This window comes from Clostridium sp. LS3, from assembly GCF_055330225.1.
The window spans coordinates 61,671-83,503 of sequence record NZ_JBUZVV010000002.1 but is presented as its reverse complement, the minus strand read 5'-3'; the positions used below and the strand labels follow the sequence as shown (position 1 = coordinate 83,503).

Annotated in this window: 45 protein-coding genes and 1 pseudogene; all 46 read right to left on the bottom strand. The window is 29.0% G+C overall.

The genetic code is table 11. From position 1 onward, the window contains the following. Positions 1 to 11: 11 nt before the first annotated feature. Positions 12 to 1,577 (bottom strand): DnaB-like helicase N-terminal domain-containing protein, encoded by a 1,566-nt coding sequence (locus ACZJV1_RS19670; protein ID WP_463652463.1) that lies wholly within the window; start codon positions 1,575 to 1,577, stop codon positions 12 to 14. 25 nt (positions 1,578 to 1,602) lie between these two features. Then, positions 1,603 to 2,238 (bottom strand): hypothetical protein, encoded by a 636-nt coding sequence (locus ACZJV1_RS19665; protein ID WP_463652462.1) that lies wholly within the window; start codon positions 2,236 to 2,238, stop codon positions 1,603 to 1,605. 102 nt (positions 2,239 to 2,340) lie between these two features. Beyond that, positions 2,341 to 3,420: an AAA family ATPase gene (locus tag ACZJV1_RS19660; protein ID WP_463652461.1), complete on the bottom strand. Its 1,080-nt coding sequence runs from the start codon at positions 3,418 to 3,420 to the stop codon at positions 2,341 to 2,343. A 90-nt stretch (positions 3,421 to 3,510) separates the two neighbouring features. Then, the gene (locus ACZJV1_RS19655) at positions 3,511 to 4,779 is read right to left on the bottom strand and encodes a hypothetical protein (protein ID WP_463652460.1); all 1,269 of its coding nucleotides are present in this window, start codon (positions 4,777 to 4,779) and stop codon (positions 3,511 to 3,513) included. Positions 4,780 to 4,837: 58 nt separating this feature from the next. Next, positions 4,838 to 5,068, bottom strand: a complete 231-nt coding sequence (locus ACZJV1_RS19650) for a hypothetical protein (protein WP_463652459.1) — start codon at positions 5,066 to 5,068, stop codon at positions 4,838 to 4,840. A gap of 280 nt (positions 5,069 to 5,348) precedes the next feature. Continuing rightward, complete coding sequence (locus ACZJV1_RS19645; RefSeq protein WP_463652458.1) at positions 5,349 to 5,573, bottom strand: hypothetical protein; 225 nt, start codon at positions 5,571 to 5,573, stop codon at positions 5,349 to 5,351. A gap of 18 nt (positions 5,574 to 5,591) precedes the next feature. Then, positions 5,592 to 5,987 (bottom strand): hypothetical protein, encoded by a 396-nt coding sequence (locus ACZJV1_RS19640; RefSeq protein ID WP_463652457.1) that lies wholly within the window; start codon positions 5,985 to 5,987, stop codon positions 5,592 to 5,594. Beyond that, positions 5,980 to 6,351, bottom strand: a complete 372-nt coding sequence (locus ACZJV1_RS19635) for a hypothetical protein (protein ID WP_463652456.1) — start codon at positions 6,349 to 6,351, stop codon at positions 5,980 to 5,982. Before ACZJV1_RS19635 ends, ACZJV1_RS19640 begins: the two co-directional genes overlap by 8 nt. 2 nt (positions 6,352 to 6,353) lie before the next feature. Further along, complete coding sequence (locus ACZJV1_RS19630) at positions 6,354 to 6,599, bottom strand: hypothetical protein (protein ID WP_463652455.1); 246 nt, start codon at positions 6,597 to 6,599, stop codon at positions 6,354 to 6,356. Positions 6,600 to 6,632: 33 nt separating this feature from the next. Further along, positions 6,633 to 6,800, bottom strand: a complete 168-nt coding sequence (locus ACZJV1_RS19625; RefSeq protein WP_463652454.1) for a hypothetical protein — start codon at positions 6,798 to 6,800, stop codon at positions 6,633 to 6,635. 23 nt (positions 6,801 to 6,823) lie between these two features. Beyond that, positions 6,824 to 6,994: a hypothetical protein gene (locus tag ACZJV1_RS19620; RefSeq protein ID WP_463652453.1), complete on the bottom strand. Its 171-nt coding sequence runs from the start codon at positions 6,992 to 6,994 to the stop codon at positions 6,824 to 6,826. Between the two features lie 37 nt (positions 6,995 to 7,031). Next, entirely contained in the window at positions 7,032 to 7,214 is a 183-nt protein-coding gene (locus tag ACZJV1_RS19615; RefSeq protein ID WP_463652452.1) for a hypothetical protein, read from the bottom strand. A gap of 2 nt (positions 7,215 to 7,216) precedes the next feature. Next, a complete protein-coding gene (locus tag ACZJV1_RS19610) occupies positions 7,217 to 7,735 on the bottom strand; it encodes a hypothetical protein (protein ID WP_463652451.1) in 519 nt (172 codons plus the stop codon). 8 nt (positions 7,736 to 7,743) lie between these two features. Further along, the gene (locus tag ACZJV1_RS19605; protein WP_463652450.1) at positions 7,744 to 7,899 is read right to left on the bottom strand and encodes a hypothetical protein; all 156 of its coding nucleotides are present in this window, start codon (positions 7,897 to 7,899) and stop codon (positions 7,744 to 7,746) included. A 6-nt stretch (positions 7,900 to 7,905) separates the two neighbouring features. Continuing rightward, entirely contained in the window at positions 7,906 to 8,184 is a 279-nt protein-coding gene (locus ACZJV1_RS19600; RefSeq protein ID WP_463652449.1) for a hypothetical protein, read from the bottom strand. A gap of 1 nt (position 8,185) precedes the next feature. Beyond that, complete coding sequence (locus ACZJV1_RS19595; protein WP_463652448.1) at positions 8,186 to 8,752, bottom strand: hypothetical protein; 567 nt, start codon at positions 8,750 to 8,752, stop codon at positions 8,186 to 8,188. A 17-nt stretch (positions 8,753 to 8,769) separates the two neighbouring features. Continuing rightward, entirely contained in the window at positions 8,770 to 9,060 is a 291-nt protein-coding gene (locus ACZJV1_RS19590; RefSeq protein ID WP_463652447.1) for a hypothetical protein, read from the bottom strand. Next, positions 9,061 to 9,375 (bottom strand): hypothetical protein, encoded by a 315-nt coding sequence (locus ACZJV1_RS19585; protein ID WP_463652446.1) that lies wholly within the window; start codon positions 9,373 to 9,375, stop codon positions 9,061 to 9,063. A 73-nt stretch (positions 9,376 to 9,448) separates the two neighbouring features. After that, entirely contained in the window at positions 9,449 to 9,808 is a 360-nt protein-coding gene (locus tag ACZJV1_RS19580) for a hypothetical protein (RefSeq protein WP_463652445.1), read from the bottom strand. A 9-nt stretch (positions 9,809 to 9,817) separates the two neighbouring features. Then, positions 9,818 to 10,354, bottom strand: coding sequence for a hypothetical protein (locus ACZJV1_RS19575; RefSeq protein ID WP_463652444.1), 537 nt, complete (start codon positions 10,352 to 10,354; stop codon positions 9,818 to 9,820). 6 nt (positions 10,355 to 10,360) lie between these two features. Continuing rightward, complete coding sequence (locus ACZJV1_RS19570; RefSeq protein ID WP_463652443.1) at positions 10,361 to 10,660, bottom strand: hypothetical protein; 300 nt, start codon at positions 10,658 to 10,660, stop codon at positions 10,361 to 10,363. Between the two features lies 1 nt (position 10,661). Beyond that, positions 10,662 to 11,081 (bottom strand): macro domain-containing protein, encoded by a 420-nt coding sequence (locus ACZJV1_RS19565; protein ID WP_463652442.1) that lies wholly within the window; start codon positions 11,079 to 11,081, stop codon positions 10,662 to 10,664. Beyond that, positions 11,082 to 11,450 (bottom strand): tetratricopeptide repeat protein, encoded by a 369-nt coding sequence (locus ACZJV1_RS19560; protein WP_463652441.1) that lies wholly within the window; start codon positions 11,448 to 11,450, stop codon positions 11,082 to 11,084. 1 nt (position 11,451) lies between these two features. Beyond that, positions 11,452 to 11,682, bottom strand: coding sequence for a hypothetical protein (locus ACZJV1_RS19555; protein ID WP_463652440.1), 231 nt, complete (start codon positions 11,680 to 11,682; stop codon positions 11,452 to 11,454). A gap of 12 nt (positions 11,683 to 11,694) precedes the next feature. After that, positions 11,695 to 12,504 (bottom strand): NAD(+) synthase, encoded by an 810-nt coding sequence (gene nadE, locus ACZJV1_RS19550; protein ID WP_463652439.1) that lies wholly within the window; start codon positions 12,502 to 12,504, stop codon positions 11,695 to 11,697. Further along, positions 12,505 to 12,906: a hypothetical protein gene (locus tag ACZJV1_RS19545; RefSeq protein WP_463652438.1), complete on the bottom strand. Its 402-nt coding sequence runs from the start codon at positions 12,904 to 12,906 to the stop codon at positions 12,505 to 12,507. Further along, positions 12,907 to 14,379, bottom strand: a complete 1,473-nt coding sequence (locus ACZJV1_RS19540; RefSeq protein WP_463652437.1) for a nicotinate phosphoribosyltransferase — start codon at positions 14,377 to 14,379, stop codon at positions 12,907 to 12,909. 223 nt (positions 14,380 to 14,602) lie between these two features. After that, a pseudogene (locus ACZJV1_RS19535) lies at positions 14,603 to 15,145 on the bottom strand (cysteine hydrolase family protein); the annotation flags it as partial. Positions 15,146 to 15,160: 15 nt separating this feature from the next. Beyond that, positions 15,161 to 15,982, bottom strand: coding sequence for a ribose-phosphate pyrophosphokinase-like domain-containing protein (locus ACZJV1_RS19530; protein ID WP_463652436.1), 822 nt, complete (start codon positions 15,980 to 15,982; stop codon positions 15,161 to 15,163). Continuing rightward, positions 15,970 to 16,269, bottom strand: coding sequence for a hypothetical protein (locus ACZJV1_RS19525; RefSeq protein ID WP_463652435.1), 300 nt, complete (start codon positions 16,267 to 16,269; stop codon positions 15,970 to 15,972). The genes ACZJV1_RS19530 and ACZJV1_RS19525 overlap by 13 nt, the downstream gene beginning before the upstream one ends. A 73-nt stretch (positions 16,270 to 16,342) precedes the next feature. Next, entirely contained in the window at positions 16,343 to 16,657 is a 315-nt protein-coding gene (locus ACZJV1_RS19520) for a hypothetical protein (RefSeq protein WP_463652434.1), read from the bottom strand. A 29-nt stretch (positions 16,658 to 16,686) separates the two neighbouring features. Then, positions 16,687 to 17,040 (bottom strand): hypothetical protein, encoded by a 354-nt coding sequence (locus ACZJV1_RS19515; RefSeq protein WP_463652433.1) that lies wholly within the window; start codon positions 17,038 to 17,040, stop codon positions 16,687 to 16,689. A 45-nt stretch (positions 17,041 to 17,085) separates the two neighbouring features. Further along, on the bottom strand, positions 17,086 to 17,298 hold the full coding sequence (locus ACZJV1_RS19510) for a hypothetical protein (protein ID WP_463652432.1): 213 nt from the start codon (positions 17,296 to 17,298) through the stop codon (positions 17,086 to 17,088). A 1-nt stretch (position 17,299) separates the two neighbouring features. Then, on the bottom strand, positions 17,300 to 17,611 hold the full coding sequence (locus ACZJV1_RS19505) for a hypothetical protein (RefSeq protein WP_463652431.1): 312 nt from the start codon (positions 17,609 to 17,611) through the stop codon (positions 17,300 to 17,302). A 3-nt stretch (positions 17,612 to 17,614) separates the two neighbouring features. After that, the gene (locus ACZJV1_RS19500) at positions 17,615 to 17,911 is read right to left on the bottom strand and encodes a hypothetical protein (protein WP_463652430.1); all 297 of its coding nucleotides are present in this window, start codon (positions 17,909 to 17,911) and stop codon (positions 17,615 to 17,617) included. After that, positions 17,908 to 18,138, bottom strand: coding sequence for a hypothetical protein (locus tag ACZJV1_RS19495; protein ID WP_463652429.1), 231 nt, complete (start codon positions 18,136 to 18,138; stop codon positions 17,908 to 17,910). Before ACZJV1_RS19495 ends, ACZJV1_RS19500 begins: the two co-directional genes overlap by 4 nt. Before the next feature lie 108 nt (positions 18,139 to 18,246). After that, entirely contained in the window at positions 18,247 to 18,750 is a 504-nt protein-coding gene (locus ACZJV1_RS19490) for a hypothetical protein (protein WP_463652428.1), read from the bottom strand. Between the two features lie 24 nt (positions 18,751 to 18,774). Further along, positions 18,775 to 19,134: a hypothetical protein gene (locus ACZJV1_RS19485; protein ID WP_463652427.1), complete on the bottom strand. Its 360-nt coding sequence runs from the start codon at positions 19,132 to 19,134 to the stop codon at positions 18,775 to 18,777. Between the two features lie 17 nt (positions 19,135 to 19,151). Further along, a complete protein-coding gene (locus ACZJV1_RS19480) occupies positions 19,152 to 19,502 on the bottom strand; it encodes a hypothetical protein (protein WP_463652426.1) in 351 nt (116 codons plus the stop codon). A gap of 14 nt (positions 19,503 to 19,516) precedes the next feature. Beyond that, positions 19,517 to 19,771 (bottom strand): hypothetical protein, encoded by a 255-nt coding sequence (locus ACZJV1_RS19475; RefSeq protein WP_463652425.1) that lies wholly within the window; start codon positions 19,769 to 19,771, stop codon positions 19,517 to 19,519. Further along, a complete protein-coding gene (locus ACZJV1_RS19470; RefSeq protein WP_463652424.1) occupies positions 19,771 to 20,061 on the bottom strand; it encodes a hypothetical protein in 291 nt (96 codons plus the stop codon). The genes ACZJV1_RS19475 and ACZJV1_RS19470 overlap by 1 nt, the downstream gene beginning before the upstream one ends. Continuing rightward, positions 20,051 to 20,230 (bottom strand): hypothetical protein, encoded by a 180-nt coding sequence (locus ACZJV1_RS19465; protein WP_463652423.1) that lies wholly within the window; start codon positions 20,228 to 20,230, stop codon positions 20,051 to 20,053. The genes ACZJV1_RS19470 and ACZJV1_RS19465 overlap by 11 nt, the downstream gene beginning before the upstream one ends. A 1-nt stretch (position 20,231) precedes the next feature. Then, a complete protein-coding gene (locus ACZJV1_RS19460; protein ID WP_463652422.1) occupies positions 20,232 to 20,495 on the bottom strand; it encodes a hypothetical protein in 264 nt (87 codons plus the stop codon). Positions 20,496 to 20,507: 12 nt separating this feature from the next. Beyond that, a complete protein-coding gene (locus ACZJV1_RS19455; RefSeq protein ID WP_463652421.1) occupies positions 20,508 to 20,762 on the bottom strand; it encodes a hypothetical protein in 255 nt (84 codons plus the stop codon). Between the two features lie 16 nt (positions 20,763 to 20,778). Further along, complete coding sequence (locus ACZJV1_RS19450; RefSeq protein ID WP_463652420.1) at positions 20,779 to 21,126, bottom strand: hypothetical protein; 348 nt, start codon at positions 21,124 to 21,126, stop codon at positions 20,779 to 20,781. Further along, positions 21,127 to 21,831, bottom strand: coding sequence for a hypothetical protein (locus ACZJV1_RS19445; protein WP_463652419.1), 705 nt, complete (start codon positions 21,829 to 21,831; stop codon positions 21,127 to 21,129). Positions 21,832 to 21,833 lie beyond the last annotated feature (2 nt).

Genomic DNA, 21,833 nt, shown 5'->3' with positions numbered 1-21,833 from the left:
CACCCCTTCTTCTAATAACCATCTTGTCTAACTTGGCAATATCCTATTTCATACCAAGTGTTAAAATCCAAGTTTACTTGAAATATTGTTTGAAAGTCTGATTTGCCATATCTGTTTTTATCCCAAAACATTATAATATATCTATTATCTGGATTTAATGTTAAGTTTTCCTTTGCACCAGTATCTTTATTAAACTTATATGGATGTATGTAATTTTTGCTATTTGGGTCTAATTCATCTTGCCAAACACTTCTCATCATTAATATTTGACCACAAACTTCTTTTATAGCTTTTGCTTTTGCAAGTGCATTTATATTAAGATATCTTTGGTTTACTGATGACCCAGCCAACTGAGCAGATGCAATAAATCTTACATTCAATCCTCCCATATCTTTAGGCTTTATAAATTTAAACATTTCTTTTGATTCTTCTGTAAATATAGCATGAGAATTTGATTCACTTTCATCACTTGGTTTCCATGTATCTAGGATAAAAGTTGTTTCTTCGTCTATTCGCATCATCTTCTTAACTATTTTCTTAACAGTTCTAACTGAATAATCTTCCAATGGATATAATATAAGATTTTCTTCGTACTTTTCTAACCATTCACTAGCCTTTTCTAAATCTCTTAATTCTTCATCTGAAAATCCACCAATGGTAAATTTATTTCTCTGAACCCAAGCGTGTTCTTTTCCTATATATCCAGAATTTACAATACTCGGTAATAGCATTGACCTCCAAGCATCACCACTTTGTTCATTGATAAGTAATACAACCTTATGTCCTTGCTCGATGATGGGGAGTATATACATCGGTATAATACTGGAAGTTTTCCCCACTCCAGAATGAGCGGTATGAAGCAATATATTTCCTCTATGTATTCCAGCCAGTCGATAATTCATGATTGGGAATTTAATATCTAATCCCTTATCCAATCCTTCATTAGCTTTCTTTAAAAACTCTTTGTTGCCTTGTGTTAAGTCTATAGGTTTTAATCCATCATTAACTTGTAAAAAGGTATTATTAACCATGTAATCATACCAATCATATACTTCGTTAGAAGTCATTTCCTTAAACTTCTTAAAGTTGTCTAATACATTGAATCCTTTAAAGTGAAGTTTATTCATTATATTAAACTTCTGTAAATTATCAGCATAGGCTTCAAAGTTTTCCTCATTAAGCTTCTTTAAGTCTCTTATAGTAGAGTAGCCCCCATAATCCTCAAACACTTCTGATAGCGTTTCCTTGTCAGCTAAATATGTCTTTATACTGATTTCATCTATTTCCTTAATTCCTTGTTTTGTTATTTCTTGACCCATTCTATAGAGTATTCTACCTTCCATAGTTATGAAAGATTTCTCTTGTATTGTATCTTTATTATCATGAAATAACTCATTATTTGCATATAAACAGCCTAACACATTTCCTTCTATAACTGCTCTATTCTCCAATAATTCCAAAGGTAGTAGTTCAGCTAAATTATCTAGTATAACTATTCCTCTTTCATTTAAAAACTCTTTCTTATATTGTTTATAAGCTTCATCATATTGTGCTTTTAATTCTAAAAAATCTGCCATATGTCCATCCCCTTTATGCTAAATTTTACATATCATCATCATCAAGAAATCTTGCGATTCCCCCTCTATCCTTCTTAACTGATTTAACCACTTTTATTTGATTATTTTGAATTTGCTCTGCTATTTTAGCTTCTTCTTTAATTATGTCATTTGCTACTGCATTGTTCTTCATTCTTTCTCTTGCTTCGTATCTCTCATAACTATCATTAATATTTGATTCAATAATAGCCATTAGGTAATTAATCTTTTGTGCTTCTTTTTGAAATGTTTTATTGCTCATACTCCATCTAATAGAATCAGAACAAGCTAACATTGTATCAAAAATTATTTCATACTTATACCCTTCTTTAGATTGACAAACTCTTCCTACACCTCTCTTCATGACCGTACCATTTCTAAGGTCTTGTATTCTAGTGACCAATCCTTTAGGAAGTTTTTGTTCAGAAGTATAACCTAAAAAGTCCATCAATTGCTGATAAACTTCATCGAACCAATGCAATTCATTTGCTTTGAACTCCATTAACTCTTCATATTCTTTAACGCATTTATTATGAAGATTAACTCTTTTAGATTTTCCATTAGCAGTTTTTTCTATCTTCACAAACTTATCTTCTGGTTCTATAATATCATTACAATATTTACACTTTGGTTTAATTGGCATAAACACTCCCTCCTTTTCTTATACCTATATTACAATTTTCTTAAATATAAAAAAGCTTTAATATGGGTATAAGGGGTATAAAACCCCTTAATTCATATTCAACTACTTTACAAGTTCATACATTTCCTTTACATATTCAATATCTTCCTCTCCTAATGAACTTAGATTTGGCTTTCCAGACCTTTGCATTATTTCTCCCAATGCAACCTTTGCTCCATCACCTAACTTACCACCATTAGCCTTTATTGCTTCAACCATTTGTGCTACTGTTAGAATTTCTTTCTTTCTTGATTCTTCTGCTCTTATTTGTGCTTCAATCTCTTGCTGTCTAGCCATTTCTTTCATTTCTTCATCTGTTTTTTGTTTCAGCATAGAAGATTTAACACCTTGTTCAAATGCTTTTAAGTAGTTTTCAACACTATACTCTAACATCTCTGGAAGTTCGTTAAATCTACCACCACTTGCTGTTTCACCATTGCTTCTGAATACCATATTAACCTTAGATGTTGAGGTTCTCTTTTTAACTTCTTCGATAGAAGTATCAACCATTCTTTCCACAACTAAATATGTCATCATATCTGCTCTCTTGGTAAATACTTTTTCATATTCTTCTTGTAGATTAGATGATAATTGCATATATTCACTTCCATCTGCTCCTAGAGAAACACCCACATTTTTCTTTTTTAACTTAGTATGTCCAATTAGGAATATTCCTAAATTAGCACTTTCTAATTTATTTAAAGAATCATTTATAAGTGCAAGACAATAATCTCTACCCCTTTGAAATCCTCCGAAAGCTTCATTAAGAGTTTTAACTATCTTACCATCCTTTTTCTTAGAATCTTTTAATGTTTTATTCATAGCCATAGCAACCATTTCATCTATCGTATCTATTGCTATAAATTTGTAAGGAATAGAATCTCTTTCTTCAACAATTTCTTCTAATAAGTCTTCCCAATCTTCCCAATCCTCAATATCAACAGCATACAAACCATCTAATGCTTTATAACCTCTTTCAAAAGCTATAAGCAATCCTTTTTCCATATCACCTTTATAGTGTTCATTAACCAAATCTCTAAACATTGTAGTCTTACCAGTTTTCGGCTCTCCTAATATAAGATGGTTATATGCTTCTAATCTCACTTGAACTTGATTCGCTTTTATTTTACTTAATTTTCCCATTATAATACCTCACTTTAAATTTATTTTGTTTGTTTATTTTGTAAGTGAGGGATTATATAATTATTATACATAACCCCTCTTAGTTAAGGATTATGCAAACATATTATCGAATTGTTTTGCTATGTCTTCTACCTTTTCATCCTCTGCTTCTTTATCTGCTTCATTCTTCTCTTTGATTTCATTTAGTTTATCATCAATTGAAGGTGGAACTAATTCAGTTTCTTCAATTTCTGTTTCTATTCTTGATTCTTCACCTAAAGGCATTACTAATCTGATTTCTTTGATTTTATCTCCTACAGAGTTTCCTCTAGCTTGTTTTATAGCTTCTTCTTCTGTTATAAACTCAAGCTTAACTCTCTTTTGTAGGTCTTTTGATAAGTCTTTTAAAGTAATTTCTTTTTCATCGTTTCCTTCGAATAGGCTAACTCTCCATTGAGTTTGGTAAACTTTATCCTTCTTAGCTTCTGTAAACACTTCTGTTAAGTATTCTGCTTTAGCTACGTGTGCTTCATTGTTCTCATCTATCTTAGATAGGTCAAGTATGAAGTTTTCTTGAACTGGAACAACAACACCTTCATTATTCTTAAATGTCTTATGTCCATTTATATAGTATTTCTTAGTCTTCTTAAAGTCTGACTTATCAAAACTATCCTTTGTGAATAAGAAATTGGCTACTCCAAAAGCACCATTTACTTCATCTGCTCTTGCCATTCTTATTTGTTGAATTCTTCTATTAACGTTAGTTACAAGTTGTCCATGTTTGTTTACGTATTGATTTATTTCATCTTTAACGTAAACATAAACTCTATCATCATGTTTTAGATGTTTCTTTATGTAATCTATAGCATCACCAACATATATAAATTCTTTTTGGTCGTAAACTATGTTTCCATCTGTATCTTTTTCAATTTGTTGAACTATGTTTCCTTCATTATCATTTGTATTTATTTTCTTAGGCTCTATTGCAACTCTAATTCTCTTAGAATAATCAACTTTATTAATATTTTCTTCTAAGAATCTATCAGCGAATGGAATGTTGTCAGCTACATATTTCTTAGTTCCATCTTCTTGCTCTTCCATATTTCCATGATAAACAAAGTTTTCCTTCTTCTTAGCTTTTCCACTTGCATCTTTTCCAGTCTCATTCTTAGTTTTTTCTACTATTTCATCTGACCAGAACCCAACTTCTTGATTAACGAATATTTTATTTTGGTCAGTAACTTTAATACCAAAGCTTATATTCTTTCTCATCCATCCATTTTTTCCTACTGCTGATGTTTTGCAATACTTATCTGCATCCCTTGGTATAATTACATTTCCTACTAAACTAAATGATTGATTTAAAATTTTTAATGCCATAAACAATTCCCATCCTTTTCTTTCTGTATTTTTTATTTAAGTATTTTGTTTGAAATCATTATTCTGATTTCTTAGTAGACTTCTTTTCCTTTTTAGAAGCTTCATCTTTCAATTGACTAACTTCTTTTTCTAATTGCCCAACCTTTTGTTGAAGTGCATCAAGTCCATTTTTCATTAATTCTTCAACAATTTTTTGAACTTCTTTCATATCAACATCTTGTGTTGGAAAGTCATGTGTATGAAGTCCATTATTCTCAAATCTTTCTGTTGTTGTTCTTCCTATCCCCATATTCTCACCTCCTAACTGCTTGAACTACTTTATTATAGGCTTGAATATTTGTCAATACTTTTGTTTGATTATTTTTTTGATTTAATTTTGATTATGGCATTGATTCAAATATTAATTACTTCTTCTTTTGCTCATTTTTTCTTTTGTAATTATACTTTATATCTTTTATTTTCATATAAGACATTAGTATCATAAGCATAAATACTATGGATAATAAAATATAGTGGTCTAGCATTTTATCACCTCTTTTACATTAGAACTTTTAATATAATAACTCCATCTAATAACTCCATCTAATAGAAGTTTGTTTTGGGTAAGCATCAACTCTATATCCCATTTTCATAAGTTTTATTCTAACATAATCAGAAATTGTAAATTCAAGAACCACCTTACCAACTCCAACATTATCAGAAATAGCATTTTCTACTTTGATAAGTTCTTCATCATATTTATCCTTATTTAGTTCATACATCTTATCTCTGGCTTCATCTGCTTTCATTAACATTTTATCACCTCCTTTACGTTAATCACACCTTACAAACTTCGAATTGACAACATGAGATAAATAAAACTCTTCTTCTATATCACAATCGACTTCATCTGCCAATGAAAAACAGTTGTGTTTATTTACTAATATTGGAAAGTTATCTTTAACTATCCAAATTCTATCACTTCCAACCTCTTTAAATCTTTGTTCAACAAACTCTCTTCTCAGTATTTCTTGCAAAGTATATTCTTCTTTACTATATAAGAATTTGTTGTACTCTTCTTTTCCCTTTTTGTCGATATGTTCTTGAATAAAACTTTTCATATCTTCTAATATAGCTACTGGAAGTGTGTCTAAATCATCGTTACAATATACTTTATAAACTACATCTTTAGTCCAAGGTACTCCATCTTTGTTAGTCAGTTTATTCAAACAAATCACACCCTCCAACAGCTTTCCCAACAGCTTGTTTTATAGTATTTTGTTTTTCACAATGATAGTTATTCCCATTTTCTGTTTTACAATCATCATTGGTTCTTAAATCAAGTGTTCCATTAAACTCTTCAAATCCATGTATATCAACACATCTTTGCAACATAGTTACAAGTTCTTCCCCTCTTTTTGGAATATCCCAATAATTCCCACGAGAATCTCCGCTAGAATATCCACTAGAAATACATATTAAAGACTTCTTGTCATCAAGAACACAAAACATATATATACTTCCATATTTGTTCTTATATAAACGACCTTTTTCAAAAGTAACTATTGTTGTTTTCTTTATTTGTACACTCATTATTATTCCCCCCTTAGCTCTTTAAAGTATGAGTAGCTTTCATCAACTGCCCTGTTAAACATTTTTTTAATTATTTCAACAGTGTCTTGTGCTTCTATATCCGCCATGTCACACAATATCATATCACTAGTTTCGGCTACTGCAAATACTAACGCTTCTAGCACATCTTTTATTGTTATATCATCACCATCAACAAATGTATATAAATCTTTATCTTTTTCTATTATCCTTATGATTTCCTTTTCCATCTCAATTCCTCCTAAAATTTAATTTTTAATATTTTAAAATTCACCTTTTATCTTCTTAGCTATAATTTCTTTAGCAGTTTTTCTCATACTCATTCTAACTCTTCGAAAACTATAGTTTGAACCATTACATTCAAAAAAGTGTTGCCACTCATTAACGTGTTCTCTAGCCATCTTATTTATTTTCTTTTGGAATATATTCACAATCTCACTCCTTATATAGTAATTTATTTCTTATCATCAAATATGATATCTATTATAAATCCTATTGTTATAGAAATCATTCCTAGTATAAAAGCATAATTAAATCCTAAGCTAAGTTCATTATAATAATGTCTTCCAATAACAACTATTGTAAAGATAGATATAAATTTAATTATAAATTTTAATAATTTCATACTCTCACCCCTTAAACACGTTTTTGAACTTCTTCTTTTATTTGATTGGTTTGTTAAACTTTAAAACAATAGTTACACTACCATCTTCATTGTCTTTTTGACTTGATTCAATTAGCTTGTATCCGTTATAACCATCCACTTGAACAGTTTCAGAAGTATTGATATATTTTTGTATTCTCATATTAACATTGTACTCTTCCCTACTGTCACAACTAATCAATCCTATTTGGTAATATCAAAACCAATCCTATTAAGAATTTCTTTAATTTCTTCATCTTGAGAATCCTCCAATCCCAAAACCCATTCTAGTCTTTTAATCTCTAATAAGCACTCTTCTATCTCTTTTTTATACATTGTCTTGCTTTCAAAGTCTGTTGAGAATCTCTTTGTCCAAACTTTTCTAAGATTAATACACTCATACAATCTTTGAATCTCATCTCTAACTTCTTGTTCTGTTTTCATTCTTGGCTCACCAAAACTATGAGGAACATACTCTCCCCTTTTACCAATGAAGTAAAAACGGTTATTTAATACATTCTGACTATCATCTACTTCTATTCCAAAAATAGTTGAAATATGACCTTCTTTCTTGAGTTCTTCAAATGGTATTTTACATCCAAAACGCTGACAATTCTCAAGTGAAATCTTATCCAAATCAAATTCACTAATTCTTATTTTTTCTGGATAGTCTCTATGTTTTAGAATATACTCTTTCAAACATTTTTCCATCTTTTCAAGCATATCATCACCTACTTTACATCTACCTTTTTTAAATACATTTTCCCATCAATTACAACAACCTCTAAATTGCTAACTAAATGACCTTCTACCAATTTAACATCTTGTGTCCTAGCTTCTGAGACATATAAATCTCCAATTTTACAATACAAATCTTCCCACTTCATTATGTTTTACTCCTTTTTAAATTTCCCAAATTCAATATTCATTTCATCGCTTACTTTTCGAATATTAATCCCTTCAATGAATGTTTTACATAAATCTATACTTAGATAGGGATTTTGAATTTTTATAAATACTTCATTAATTTTACCCATCCAAATACCTAATACATGATTTGCAATATCTTCATATCCTTCTAGTGGATATATATCACCTTTTTTATAAACATAACAATCTGATATTTTGTCACCATTTTTCAAAGTGAAATCAACAGCCCACTCTTTTTCCATGTTAATCCTCCTTAAATACACCACAAAACATATCATCTAAATCAAGTCCGTAAAGACCATATCCCTTCAAATTTTTCATACTTGCACTATGACTAATTCTTCTTGCTTTGTCTATTATCTTGTCATCACAATATATATCAAAAACTCTACACATAGTTTCATATACGTGCTTGTTCGGTATATATCTTCCAGACTTTAACAAATATTCATCTGTTCCATTTAGATATTTAGCTAAAATACAACCTACTGCCCCACTTCTACTAACACCAGCATTACAATGAATTATTATGTTTTTCAATCCAATTATGTTTTTATCTATGAAATCTCTAATTTTGACCGCATCATATGTCACCATCAAATTTAAATCAGATTCTTTTTTTGCTCTAAATTCTATATCATCGAACCAAAGTTTTAAAGTATCTTTTATGTTTGGTAAATTGGGAATATTCGTATCATGTCCAGTGTCATTTATAGATATTACGATACAATCTTCTCCATCTAAAACCTTTTTAAGAAAACATTCATCTTGAACCATGTCTTTACTTAGTATTCTTATATTGTATTCCATAAATGACACCTTCCTTTCTATTCCTCTTCTGCTTCATCTTCTACTAAAACGTCATTTATATTTCCATCTTCGACTTCATCTGCAACCTCTTCTTCGTTAAAAGGATTAACATCATCTTCAATATTTTCTACAACTGCTTCTTCCTCTTTTGTTTGAACAAAGAAATCAAGTTCTCCTTCATCAAAGCATCTAAAAGGTATTTCTGGATGGTCTCTTCTTAATTCTCCTTGATTTCCTCTTGCTCTTAAACATCTGTAAGAGTTACTACATCTCCCAGTGTTACTACATAAGTATATAAATTTATCCATTTAATTCTCTCCTTTAAAATCTAATTTTACATTTTTAACTTTTCCTAAATAAGTCCATTTTTCTGATGCTAATTCAAAAAGTGTTTTTAAATAACTTGTAAATTCTTTTTCTTCTTGAAAATCAACAATTCTATATCCATTTGTTAAGCAAACCAAACCATACAATTCTTTTTCTATATTAAGTTCAGTTTTAACATCTGTTCTAGTTAAAATATAATACTCTTTTCTACTACCGCTTTCTCTTATAAAGTAATCTCCAATACTCCACTTTATTTCTTTTGGAATTAATATTTCAAATATTCTATTATTGTTCATTTACTTTTTCCTCTCTTAATCTTATGAATACATTATATTATTGTTTGTTTATTTTGTCAATACTTTTTAGTTTTTATTTTCTATATCCTAAAACTATATTCAATCCCATTTTATTAATAAGTTCTATATCTTCTTCTCTAATAGGTTCATCGAGCATTATCCCAGTTGGTTTAAACCCATACTGTCTATCTAACAATTCATGCAACGTAATTATGTTGTCATATCCACTTTGAAGTTTATGATGTACTACTAAGTGTTTGAATTTATATACAACTGTATAACCATGTTTCTTTGCATAGTTTATCATAAAATATGATTTGCCTATACCTCTATGTATTCCATTAACTTTGATTATTTTGTTTTTTGATATGTGAATATGATAATAGCATCTTATCTTGTGTAGAAGATTTTTAACTCTAAACTTTAATCCCATAAAATCCCCCTAATTAACATTTATACTTGGAATTATACAATCTTCTGGAACATATAAAACCACTTCTTCTTCTTGATATTTTTCTTTCACATCATTCTTATTATAAATCCAATTTTTAGCTGTTGTTATTTCCTTTGTTTTTGTAATTTCTATACAAGGCTCTTCATTTATCACTAGTATTCTGTATTTTGTTGTTTTATTCCTTTTCAATTCTCCATCTTCTAGTATGTTATAATATAAATACTCTTTACTGTCAATAGTTCCAGTTCCTAATCTAAAACTACCACTGACATTATTATCAAATTTACTTGAAACTATCTTATGTTTTGTAGTTGTCTTTTCATATGCTTCATCTATTCTAATAAAAAATATAAAAAGCAATAAATTATAGCCAAGTGTTAATACTAAAAATATTGGAATCATTTCACAAATTTCTTTAATCTCAAATATTCTATTTTCCTTTTTACTAAGAATATTGCTCAAGATTGGTATTACTACAAAAACTATCATTGGTAATAATATTATTATCCATCTAATTATATCCATAAAAACCTACCTTCTATGCTTCTTCAATATATTTAATATTGTTTTAGCATCTTCACCTCTAATAACATTTCCATCTAAGAATTGTACATAACACTCTTCTACATCACCATGACCACAACAAGCGTTCATAACCCCAATCAATTCTCCTAAACAAGCATCATGACCTTCTTCTGAATAACCTTTCTTACAGTGTCCACAAGGTTTATCTCTCCAATTATTATAACATATGGAATTATCATCAACATATCTCCATATACCAGATTCATCAAAATATATTTCATTACCTCTAGTCTTGCTTATCACCATACTATAAATACCTCACTTCTATTTCTATATCCAAATCTCCAAATTCTTCTTCAATGATTTCTCTAATCTTACCCCATTGAAGTCTATCTAAACCACATCCAAGGCGAGGAATAGCTAGATATTTTATATCACAACTTTCACACATATCTCTCATGTATTGAATACATTTTGTTATAGATTGATAAGTAGGTTTATTCCAGTATTTGTTTTTGGTTACTAAATTAAACACATTATCAATTACCACTAATTCTGGATATTGACCCAAACCACAACTTTTCAATCTTTGTTTAAGATTAAATCTTTTTTGAAATTCTACTGCTATTCCAGCCCCCAATTCATAATCAGCACTTATGCAATGTGCAAACCAATATTTATTATTGTTTAATTGAAACAGATTTCCTCTTTTCTCATTTAAAACCACCTATTCTTCACCACCAAGTCTTAATTCTTGTATCTTTTTCATGGAAAATTTGATTGCTCTTTTAGTATCTTTATCCTCTTCATCTAATGCAGAAGCTAATATGAAATTATATAAAGCTGTTCCATAATCATTTAACGCTCCATAGCAAAATCCTAGATTAAAGAAATATCTAGCTTCATCATTATATTTCAATGCCTTATTAAAATATGTTATAGCTAATTCATACTCTTTTAATTTAGTATAGGTAACTCCAATATTATAATAACTACTTTCTTCTGAGTATCCATCTGCAATACATAATTTATATTCTCTTATTGCTTTCTCATATTCTCCTTCGTTATAATAGCTATTTCCTAATGTAAAACTCATACTATTTACCCTCTTCTTCTTTTAATAATTTCTCTCTCAATAATAAAGCTTCGCTATATGCTATCCCTATAAAATTATGATATTTTACCAAGTCTTTAGGAAGTCTTTGAATTTCATCTTGTTGTTTTATAGAATATAAACTATCAAGACAATTCACTATTTCTTCTATATGTTCTAACTTTGTTGTTTCTTCGTTTATTTTATCGTACATTTCCTTTATTCTCGGATTCATTAATATCACTCCTTATAGTAACTCAGTACATGGTTGATATTTAAATATATCTGATATTTTATGAGTGTGTCTTAAAAATAATGGAGTTGGACTTGGAATTTTAGCAGAATCTAATTTGTGTTGATTTAATTTATTCTTTCTATCAATTAATTTATCAATTTCATAATTGCCACAACTTCCATTTTCCATAAATTTCTCTACTTGGTCATAAGTAAATCCAAGATTGTCTTCATCTGTTAATCCAGTCAAACCATCTGCTGGTGCTTTATGAACCAATTCTTTATCAATTCCTAAATAATCTCCTATAGCTAAAACTTCTGATACTGTATAGTTTAGCAATGGTGCAAAATCACCTACATTATCTCCCCACTTTGTACTATAACCTACAAACTCCTCAGAAGCATTTCCAGTACAAACTACTCTTCCACCCTCAAAAGTTGAAGCTATAGCATATAATGTAGCGGTTCTTAATCTCGGAGGAATATTTGTTGTTGTTACACTGTTTATGTTTAATCCGTTTGACAACATTTTATTAACAATACCGTTATATGATTCTGAAATATTTATTACAGAATGTGCAATACCTAACTCTTTAACAACTTTAAAACTATCATCTATATCTGTTTGCACTCCATTAGGCATTAGCACACCAAATACATTTTCTACTCCTAAAGCTTTTTTTGTTAGTCTTGTAGCAATTGTACTATCTTTACCACCAGAGATTCCTGGAACTGCTACTTTTCCTCCACTCATTCTAAAATAATCTCTAATCCAATCTATTATATGTTGTGTTTCTTTTTCAACTTCAAATCCTTTTCTCATTTATATTAACCCTCTTTCAATTAAATCTATAATTTCTCTCAAAGTTTTGTACGCTTCTTTTAATCCAGACCTATCATCAAGCAATATATTGTAATACAACTTCCTTCCTTGGTGAACTGAATCATTTATATTTTCATTAATTTTGTCGAATGGTATATCATTCTCTTTTAAATACTTCTTAATTCTTGAATTTCTCCATTTGGGAGAAGTAGAGAAGATTATTATATGTGAATAATCTCTCCATCTCTTTAAAAGATTTATGACATTGCGGTAAGTCCTACCTTCACTATGAAAATCGTACAATGTATCATCAAAATCTACCGCAATGATTAACTTCCCATATTGCTTATATTCTTTTATCAATCTGTCTTTTACATTATTGCTGTTTAAATAGAAATCCATTTAAAAATCTCCTTGGTTTAATAACATTCTTATTTCTTTTAAACTTTGTTTTCTAACAAGTTCTCCATCCTTGAATACTGGCTCTAGTAAATTAATATTCTTGTAAGAATCATATGCTTCTTGTGTACGTCCATCAAAGAAACCTATACTATCACCTTCTTTATGAACAACACATAATCCTTTTTGAGATTTTTTAAAGTTATCTTTATCTGTTATAGGGTCTTTAAATATAAATTTTTCTTCTCCATTTATTACTGCATAAGTAGCCTTTAAAGCAAATCCAAAAGTATCTCTAGTAACATATTGATATGAATAAGAACCTACACCAAACACTACATTATTTGAAGCCCAACCCTTTTCTTCTAATCTTCTACAAATTTCTTCACATCTTTGAAGTGTTATTCCATCTCCATAAACTACTCCTATAGCTGGGTTTAATACTTTATATTTTTTTTCATTGATTGTATATCCAAATATATCTCCTAATAATTCAACTGTTCCTTTGTATTCTGGAGAGTTTTTATCTGCATTTGGGTTTCCACAAACTATATCGCAAGGGTCTCCACTATCTGGTCTTATTACTATCTTCCCATCTCTTCTAAGAATAGAATCTTTTAGTTCTGGAAGTATTCCAGTTAATACATTCCAATAATCCCAAGTATCAGATACAATGCTTAACACTCCATTTGGATAAACATCTTCAATTAAGTGTCTATAACTCTCTAATTCATTGTATTTCCCATAAGAACACATTATACTATGCTCTGTTGAAGGTGTTCCTCCACCAATTCTCATAATACTTGCATTATAATGGTCTCTAAGATATAATATTGAACCTATTGTAGCTGTCGAACTAAATGATAATAAATGACTTGCTCCATTTATAAGTCCACTTTCTGTAGAAGTCATACCTCTTAAATCAAAGTTTCCACAAGCTTTTGTTCTATCAACATCATTGTCAACAGTCTTTTCATAGTAATAATTTATTATTTTTCTAAATTCATGACCAGTTGTTGCACTTGTAATAGGAAACCATAAATTTGAAGATAACAAAGTTTCTACATAATTTACCAACCAAGCAAAATCTGGATGTGTATTTGATATTTCTAACATAGGAACTTTGATTGGAACTACCGTACCTTCTTTTACTGCTTTAATTTCTAGTGGTAAGTACCCTAAATCATATAATTCAGCTACGTGTTTAAAATCTGCATTTGATTCGCCCATTGTTGCTGATATTATTTGGCGATATTCTGCTAACATTACATTTCTATCTCTACTAAAGAAATCCTTGTTAAAAGCATCTATAAAATATTTTTGAATTATTCCTTGAAGTCCAAACATTACTACTTCATCAACACCTTCAATTCTACTCATTCTAGGTGTCCAGTAACTAACTAGCTTTGTCATGTTTGGTGCATAGCACTTATGGTGTATTGTCTTATAAAAATCTGTTAAAAATAATGGATTCATATTTTCTCCCCCTTTAAATCACTTAATACTTTTAATATTTTGTTATGATTATTTGTCCAAAGTTGTCCACAACAACATCATTCCATGTCCCACAATGTTCACAGACAATCAATTCATATTCTGCTACTTTCAAACTAGATTTGTTTCTTTCAAAACATTCATAACAATTAAAATGAACCTCTCCATCTTTTACAAAATTTTCTTCCCTACTTGGTTCTCTATTAATTACTTTGACTTGTAATCCTTCCATAACATCTAATGTTTTCTCATGAAGTTCATCATCAAAACTTGCACACAAACTAGCATCTACTATTATTTTAGCTTGTGGGAAAGCTGTTTGAAATATTACTGCATTACTTATTACACATATGTTAGTAGCAACTCCAACTATTTCTATTTCAGTAATTTCACTTCCTCCCAAAAGGTCTGCAAAATTACTGTCGAATTTGCATCCAAAATCTTCCTTGAATAATACGACTACTTTAGAATCATTCAGATTCTTCATTGCAAAATCATCCACTTTACCATATAGATTATGACCTTCTGTTCCAGATATACAATGCTCTACTGGAAGGTTTTGACCTTCTCTTGTTTCCAAATAATTACCATAATGTGTGTCAAGTGTAAATAACACTTGATTACCCTCTTCAAAGTTTTGTACACACTTGTCATATATACCTTGTTCTAACTCAACTGCTTTAGGAAATCCTAAAGACCCCACTACGAAATCATTTTGATAATCTACCACTACAAATAATTTACTCATTTTTAAATCTCTCCTTTATATTTCATATATTTTAATTTTTTCACAAAACCAAGCGTCTTCTTTTTGGATAATTGAGTTTGTTGTTACAATCTTGTTTATTAAGTCAGTTCTAGGTATTGAACCCTTCAAAATTGATTTTTCACAATGAGTTACTACCAAGACTATTTCATCTGCCCCTAACTCTTTAAGCTTTTCAGCAGTCAACATAAAAGTTCCACCCTTTGAGCATAAGTCATCAACAATTATTGCTTTAAATCCTTGTGGTAAATCTTCCTTGTTGACGTTTATTGTTAAGTTTAAAATATCCCCAGTATCAAAATCTCTTTCTTTGTTACAAGTTAATATTTTATCGTATCTTGTTTGTTTTCTATATCTTTTCTCAGCACCTCCATCTGGAAATACCAAATATATTATTTCGTTAGAATATAAATCTTCATCAAACATCTTGTAAACTAAATCCATGCTTGTATTAGATACTTCAACCCTATCCAGTAGTGCAACTGATACATCTGAATGAGGTTCATGAACAACTACACTTTCAAAATTCATACCATTTATCATTTTACAAACATACTTTAATGTAAATAATGTTTTCCCTTCTGTTCTATCCATTCTACTATATGGTAAATATGGTATTATAAGAGTGCTTGATGTCTTTATTTCATCTAAAAAACTTTTTAAATACATAAGATTCATCAAGTCTCTATCATCTTCATATATAACTTTTATAATGTTGTGTTGTTCTATCTTCAAAGATTTAAATTCTTCGCTGTCTAAAAAGCTTTCTCCATTTGGAAATTGTGTAAAATTTACCTTGTTATCATTTAAAAATAACATTTTAATTCCTCCCTTTTAATATAAGATTTTAATATATTTGCTATAAGTGTTATAAATAACTTTGGTTCAATCATCATTTCATCTGATATATTGAAATTGTTTATTCTCATAACTTCAATACCTTTATAAATTTTAAAATGTACATTTCTTTTGTAAAAATCTACACTGATGTATAAAGTATTATAATCACCATTTATCTCAAATGTTCTTTCATACATTCCATTATCCCATTCAAAATCAAGATTATTTAAAAAATCAATAATTGATTTTTGTTTTCTTTTTGACATATAACCAACCCCCTTTACTATATACAAAGTATATAATTATTTGATTATTTTGTCAATAGTTTTAGACATATATTTAATCTCCTATCCAATATTCCAATTCTTCATCTACTTTTTCTATAAAAACATCTAAATCCTCTAACCATTCTGAATTTATGTTTATAGTGTCATCACCTATAAATCCACCACACTCATATTCCTTATAAATGTAAATCTTTTGATGGTCTAAATTAATTGTTACCCAAACATAATATAACTCTTCACACGTATAATACCCTTTAGTATAACCCTTTTCCTCTCTAGCACCATCTCTTTTTTCAAACCCTTGTTCTAATAACCAATCAACTATTGGATTATTTTGAATTTCACTTTCTCTTTTAAATCTTCCCAAAAACATAAACCTCCTTACATACATATGTATTACCAGTCATATTCCATACTTCCAAATTTTAAATCTATTAATTCTTTTATAAACTTGTCTTTATCTATATCTATATATCTATCTGGACGTTCATATACATCATCTATAACTTCCTCTAATGTTAATGTACTGTATTTATCCCAATAGTAATCATCAACAAATAATTTTCTAAATATCGGTGCATCTTCTTTTAAAATCATAGATGAATAATGAACTTTCATGGGGTATTTACTTAACTCTTCAAGAGTATTGATTTGTTTGTTTCTAATGTCTAAAGCCCAATCTTCAACTAATGTGGAATCTCCACCACAAAATTCTACTAAATCTTTTAAGTGACTATTGTTAAAATCCATCAAAATCCTCCTTAAATTTCCAATAAAAATACTATTTTATTTGATTTATAAATTCTCAAAATCTAACCATTTTAAATTATATCTAGCAATAACATCATCTAGTGTAACGAAAGAATCTAACTGACAACTTTTTATATGCTTGTAAAAATCTTCAAAAATATCTGGGATTCTTACAATGTGTCCTTCGCAAGTGTCAATCATATACATAATAATCTTATCATCTACAAACTTATAATAAAATTGTTGAGAACTTTCCATCTTAACTCTCCCTCCTATATTTTCTTTGCCATTGTATTTGTTTATCCCCATATATTCTCACATATATTCCATCTTCTTTTGTAGGAGTATTTTTTTTATGCTCAACCCTTACTTTAACCCCTAATATTCTAACTAATTTTCTTCTTATTCTTTCTTCAATACCTTTATCATTTAGCAAATATGATAACTTATCATCATTTAAATCATAAACAAATGTTTCATAACCTTTTACATTGTACTGACTACAAACATATTTGCAAAAATATTCTATAAAATCTTTAACGACCTTTTTTTCATCAATCATAGGTATCATAACTTATTCACCCCAATCCATATTTGTATTTATTTCAAATAAAAATCTACCATCTGTCAATTCCAATATCTCTCTTAATGTTTTAGTAGAGTAATTATGTTCATCATATATTCCATCCGATATTTCACCTAATCCAAACTTATATTCTAAAATATCTCCATCTACATAATCAAAATCTAACCAATCCCAACCACAAGGATGCTTGTCAGATGGTATTGCTATTCCATGACTAAAAACTGTCATAGCACACTCATATATATCCCTTATTATATTATCATCATTTAAATCTATTTTTTTCATATTAACTTAAACTCTCCCTTCATCAACACTATTGCATTGTTAATCTCATATCTATTTGCTTTTTCACTTTTCTCATTATATATGTTTGTTATTATAAAATTACCCTTCTTCTTTTTAACATCTTTAATATACTTCATAACTTGGTCTTGACCAAAAGTGTCTTGTATATTCACCTCAACAACCTTAACAAATATTTCAACCTTATTTCCTACTTTTGCTTTTCTCACATTTATCACCTCCACACTTTATGTACTTATATTATCATTGTTTGTTTATTTTGTCAATGCTTTCTATACAAAAAAAATAATGACAAGAAAATAATCATCTTGTCATTATCAAATAAAGTCTTTTAAAGCATTTAAACATTCCTCAATATTGTTATAATCTCCAAAATTGAATATTGGAATATTGTAATCTTTTGCTATTCTTAAAGCTTGTGCTGTTCCTCCAATCATCTTACCACCTTTTGTATAACATAATACAAAATGGCTTGGACTACTTAAGTCTTCCCCTAATATTTGATGTGAATTTCTCGCTTGAAGTTTCTGTCCTCCACTATTTAACTTATTCCAGTATGGATGATATTTCTTTGCTATCTCAAAAGCTTCTGGGTTATTAACTATTAATTGTGAATCAGAACCATTGAATCCATACCAAGGTAAATAAATTTCTTTTGAACCATTAACTTTGTTACAACCAACTTCAAAAGCTTTATCAGCACCATTTGCTCCACCACTTCTCAAAGTATAACCATGTATGGCTAGATGTTCAGCTATCTTTTTCATAAGTATTAATACCTCTGTAGGGGTTTCTCTTGAACCTATCCCAGCGTAAAACATATTAAAACCTCTCCTTTCAATTTGTTAAGGAGTAGTGATTCTTAATACAATAACCTTTTCCCAATTAAGATTTTTAACTCTTTCTTCTGCCATTTTAAGAAATTCTTCATCAGATAAATTATCTAATTTAGGATTAAAACTAAAATCCTCTATAGCATCTTCGATTAATTCTTCATCATCACAAGACTTAAAATATATTCTTTCATCATTAGACCAACATTCGTCTATTTCAGCTTTTCCAAACTTACCGAGCCAACAACTATAATCATCACCGCCAACTACTTCTGTATCTACCATAGGCACTACCTCCAATGTTGGATTTTCTTTCATAAGCCCTATTAACGTATTCGCATTTTCTTGTTGAATTTCAATTTCTTTTTTCATGAACTATCTTCCTTTCTTTATATCTCTATAGTAAATTTACCCAACTTTTTGTTTATTTGTTTTAAGCTGTTGTAAAAATCTTCTTCATTCTTGGCTTTTTGGATATCTATATTTTCCTTTTCAATAATTTTCTCTCTTGCTAACATAACAAGTTCTTCCTCCGATGTGTTTAAAATATAGCTGATACAATCATTGATAGTTGTATCAAAATCTTTTTCTTGATAAGCACAAGAAATATTTGTTTCAGAATCTATAGATATTTTTTTGTAAAACAATTCATTGCTTTTTTTGTACTTTAATACAAAATTGTATTCTGCTCCACAAATAGTTTCTTGATATTTAAATTTAAATTTACATATGTATTTCATACTATCACAACCTTTTATTTTTCATCTATTATAAAACACTCTTTATCAAATCCAATTATTTCAAAAGCTTCATCTAAAACATAGATTTTTTCATCATCTTTATCAAATAGTTTGTATGACTTGCCCTTTTCAATTCTAACTTTATCAAACTGGTCTATGATATTTGTTTTTGCAATCACTCTACAATAATCATTCTCATTTTCACTAAGTTGCACCATTAATTTTCGTCTATTTAAAACATCCATAACGCTCAAACCCCTTTCAATCATTATAACAAACCTCCATCTGCTAACAGTAAAAATGGTTCGTTATCACTTAAACACTCTTCAAATACTCTGTAATATTTCCCTATTTTTTTACGAGAATTACAAGTGCATAAAAAAGTTTGCAAAGCTTCTGTTTCAGATATAATCAATGGTTTTCCATCTTCTGGTTCTATGTCTGCAACAAACTTTATATAGTGTTCTACTGCTTCTTCTTCATTAACAGCACCTATCAAAGCGTAGTATGTGAAATTCTTAAATTCATAAAACTTTATCTCATCTCTTTTATTCATCATTCTCTTCCTCCCTATTGCTACAACCACTAATAATCCATCCATTATTGGGCATTGTTGAGAATTTCCACTGTTTAAGTTTTTTTTGCATCTTCTTTTCTCTTTCTGTTAATGTTTCGAAAAGTGCTTTTAAATTTAGAATTTCTAATTTATCCTCATAATCTATAATCATTTTAATCTCCTTCTCTTTTAGTGTATATCTTTGATATGTCATTAAACTTTATTTTAGATATTCCCATGTCATATACAAAAATCAAATATTCGTCATCATACTTTAATAAATGTCTTTGTCTTGGGTTATATTTTATATATTCTATTTCTGTGAATGTAAAATAATCATTTTTAGTTCTATTTTTTATAATATCAAATACAATATAAATATCTTTCTCCAAACCTATCAAATTAAGCATTTTACATAAAACATCATCCTTAGTCATATTAAATACCTCCTATTTTAATCCAATATATTTTTCACAACTTAATTCAACATCGCAATCTCCACCATCTATACTACATTCCCAGTATGGTTGATAATCTTCTATTGCACTTTTTCTATAAGGACATCTATTTCCTATTAAAGTTAATTTTCTTGTAATATCAATGTTTTCACTATGAACTTTAATACACTCATTATAAATATTTAAATCTATTTTTTTGCATATGTCGCAAATTCTGTCATTATAAAAACTTCCTAAACATCTCATATGTAATTCCTCCTTTCTAAAATAACTCCACTACAAGACCATAGTCTACAAAATAACTTCCGTTTGATTTATTCATTTTATTAAATTCATCAATAGCTATTTTAAGTTCTTTATATCCCTCTATATCATCCGTTATATCTTCATAATGGTCTTGACAAGCATACTCCAACATATCATCTATATCTAGGCTAATTGATTCAAAATAGCACCCATAAGCATAACTAGGCATCTTTAATCCTTTGATTTTATAATAGTCTTCCATAGTATCTATACAACTATAGAATTCTTCTGTGTCTTCATCATAAATATATTCGATATCATAATCTCTATAATTGACAACTTTTGTTGTGTTACTTATTTTCATCTATATATCCTCCTTATTAACTCTTTCAAATTCAATAACCCAAACCCAAGGATTTGCATCGAATCCATACTTGTACCAATCAAACTTGCTATCCCATAACTTTTTAAATGGTTCTATTGCATTTCTAGGCATATTTCGCCATGTGTATTGATTTTCATTAACTGCATATTTTATAACAACATCATCTTTTGTATATTCTGTAATTCCTTCTCTCAATGCTTCTTCTTCTGTCATATCTTGTAATTTTTCTACTTTTACATTTGTAACCTTTAAGAATATCCTTGAAGCATCTTTAGGCATATGTATTGAAGGTCTCCATTTCCCTAGATTCTTTGCATCATCTTTTGTGATTGGGATTCTTTTAACTTTTGAATACCCAGCTTTATATACATACTCTGCTGTAGCTTCTCCCTTTAAAATATCTCCTAAAGGATTAGTTATACCCCATGTTTCTCTTACATATAAAACATCTCCAACTTGATATGGTGGGTGAATATGTCTTTCTGCTCCATCTTGAAATAAACCACATTCATTTGCATCTGTTTTTTCAACTCTTATAAATTCGCCATCAATATTTGTGACTATTTGAAATCCATATTCGTCATCTTTATATTTTGCCTTTAAGATTCTTCTTGTAACTGTCTTTTTGCCATCTAATATTGCTCTGACCATATCTGTATTAAATAAAATTGGTTTTTCTGCCATCA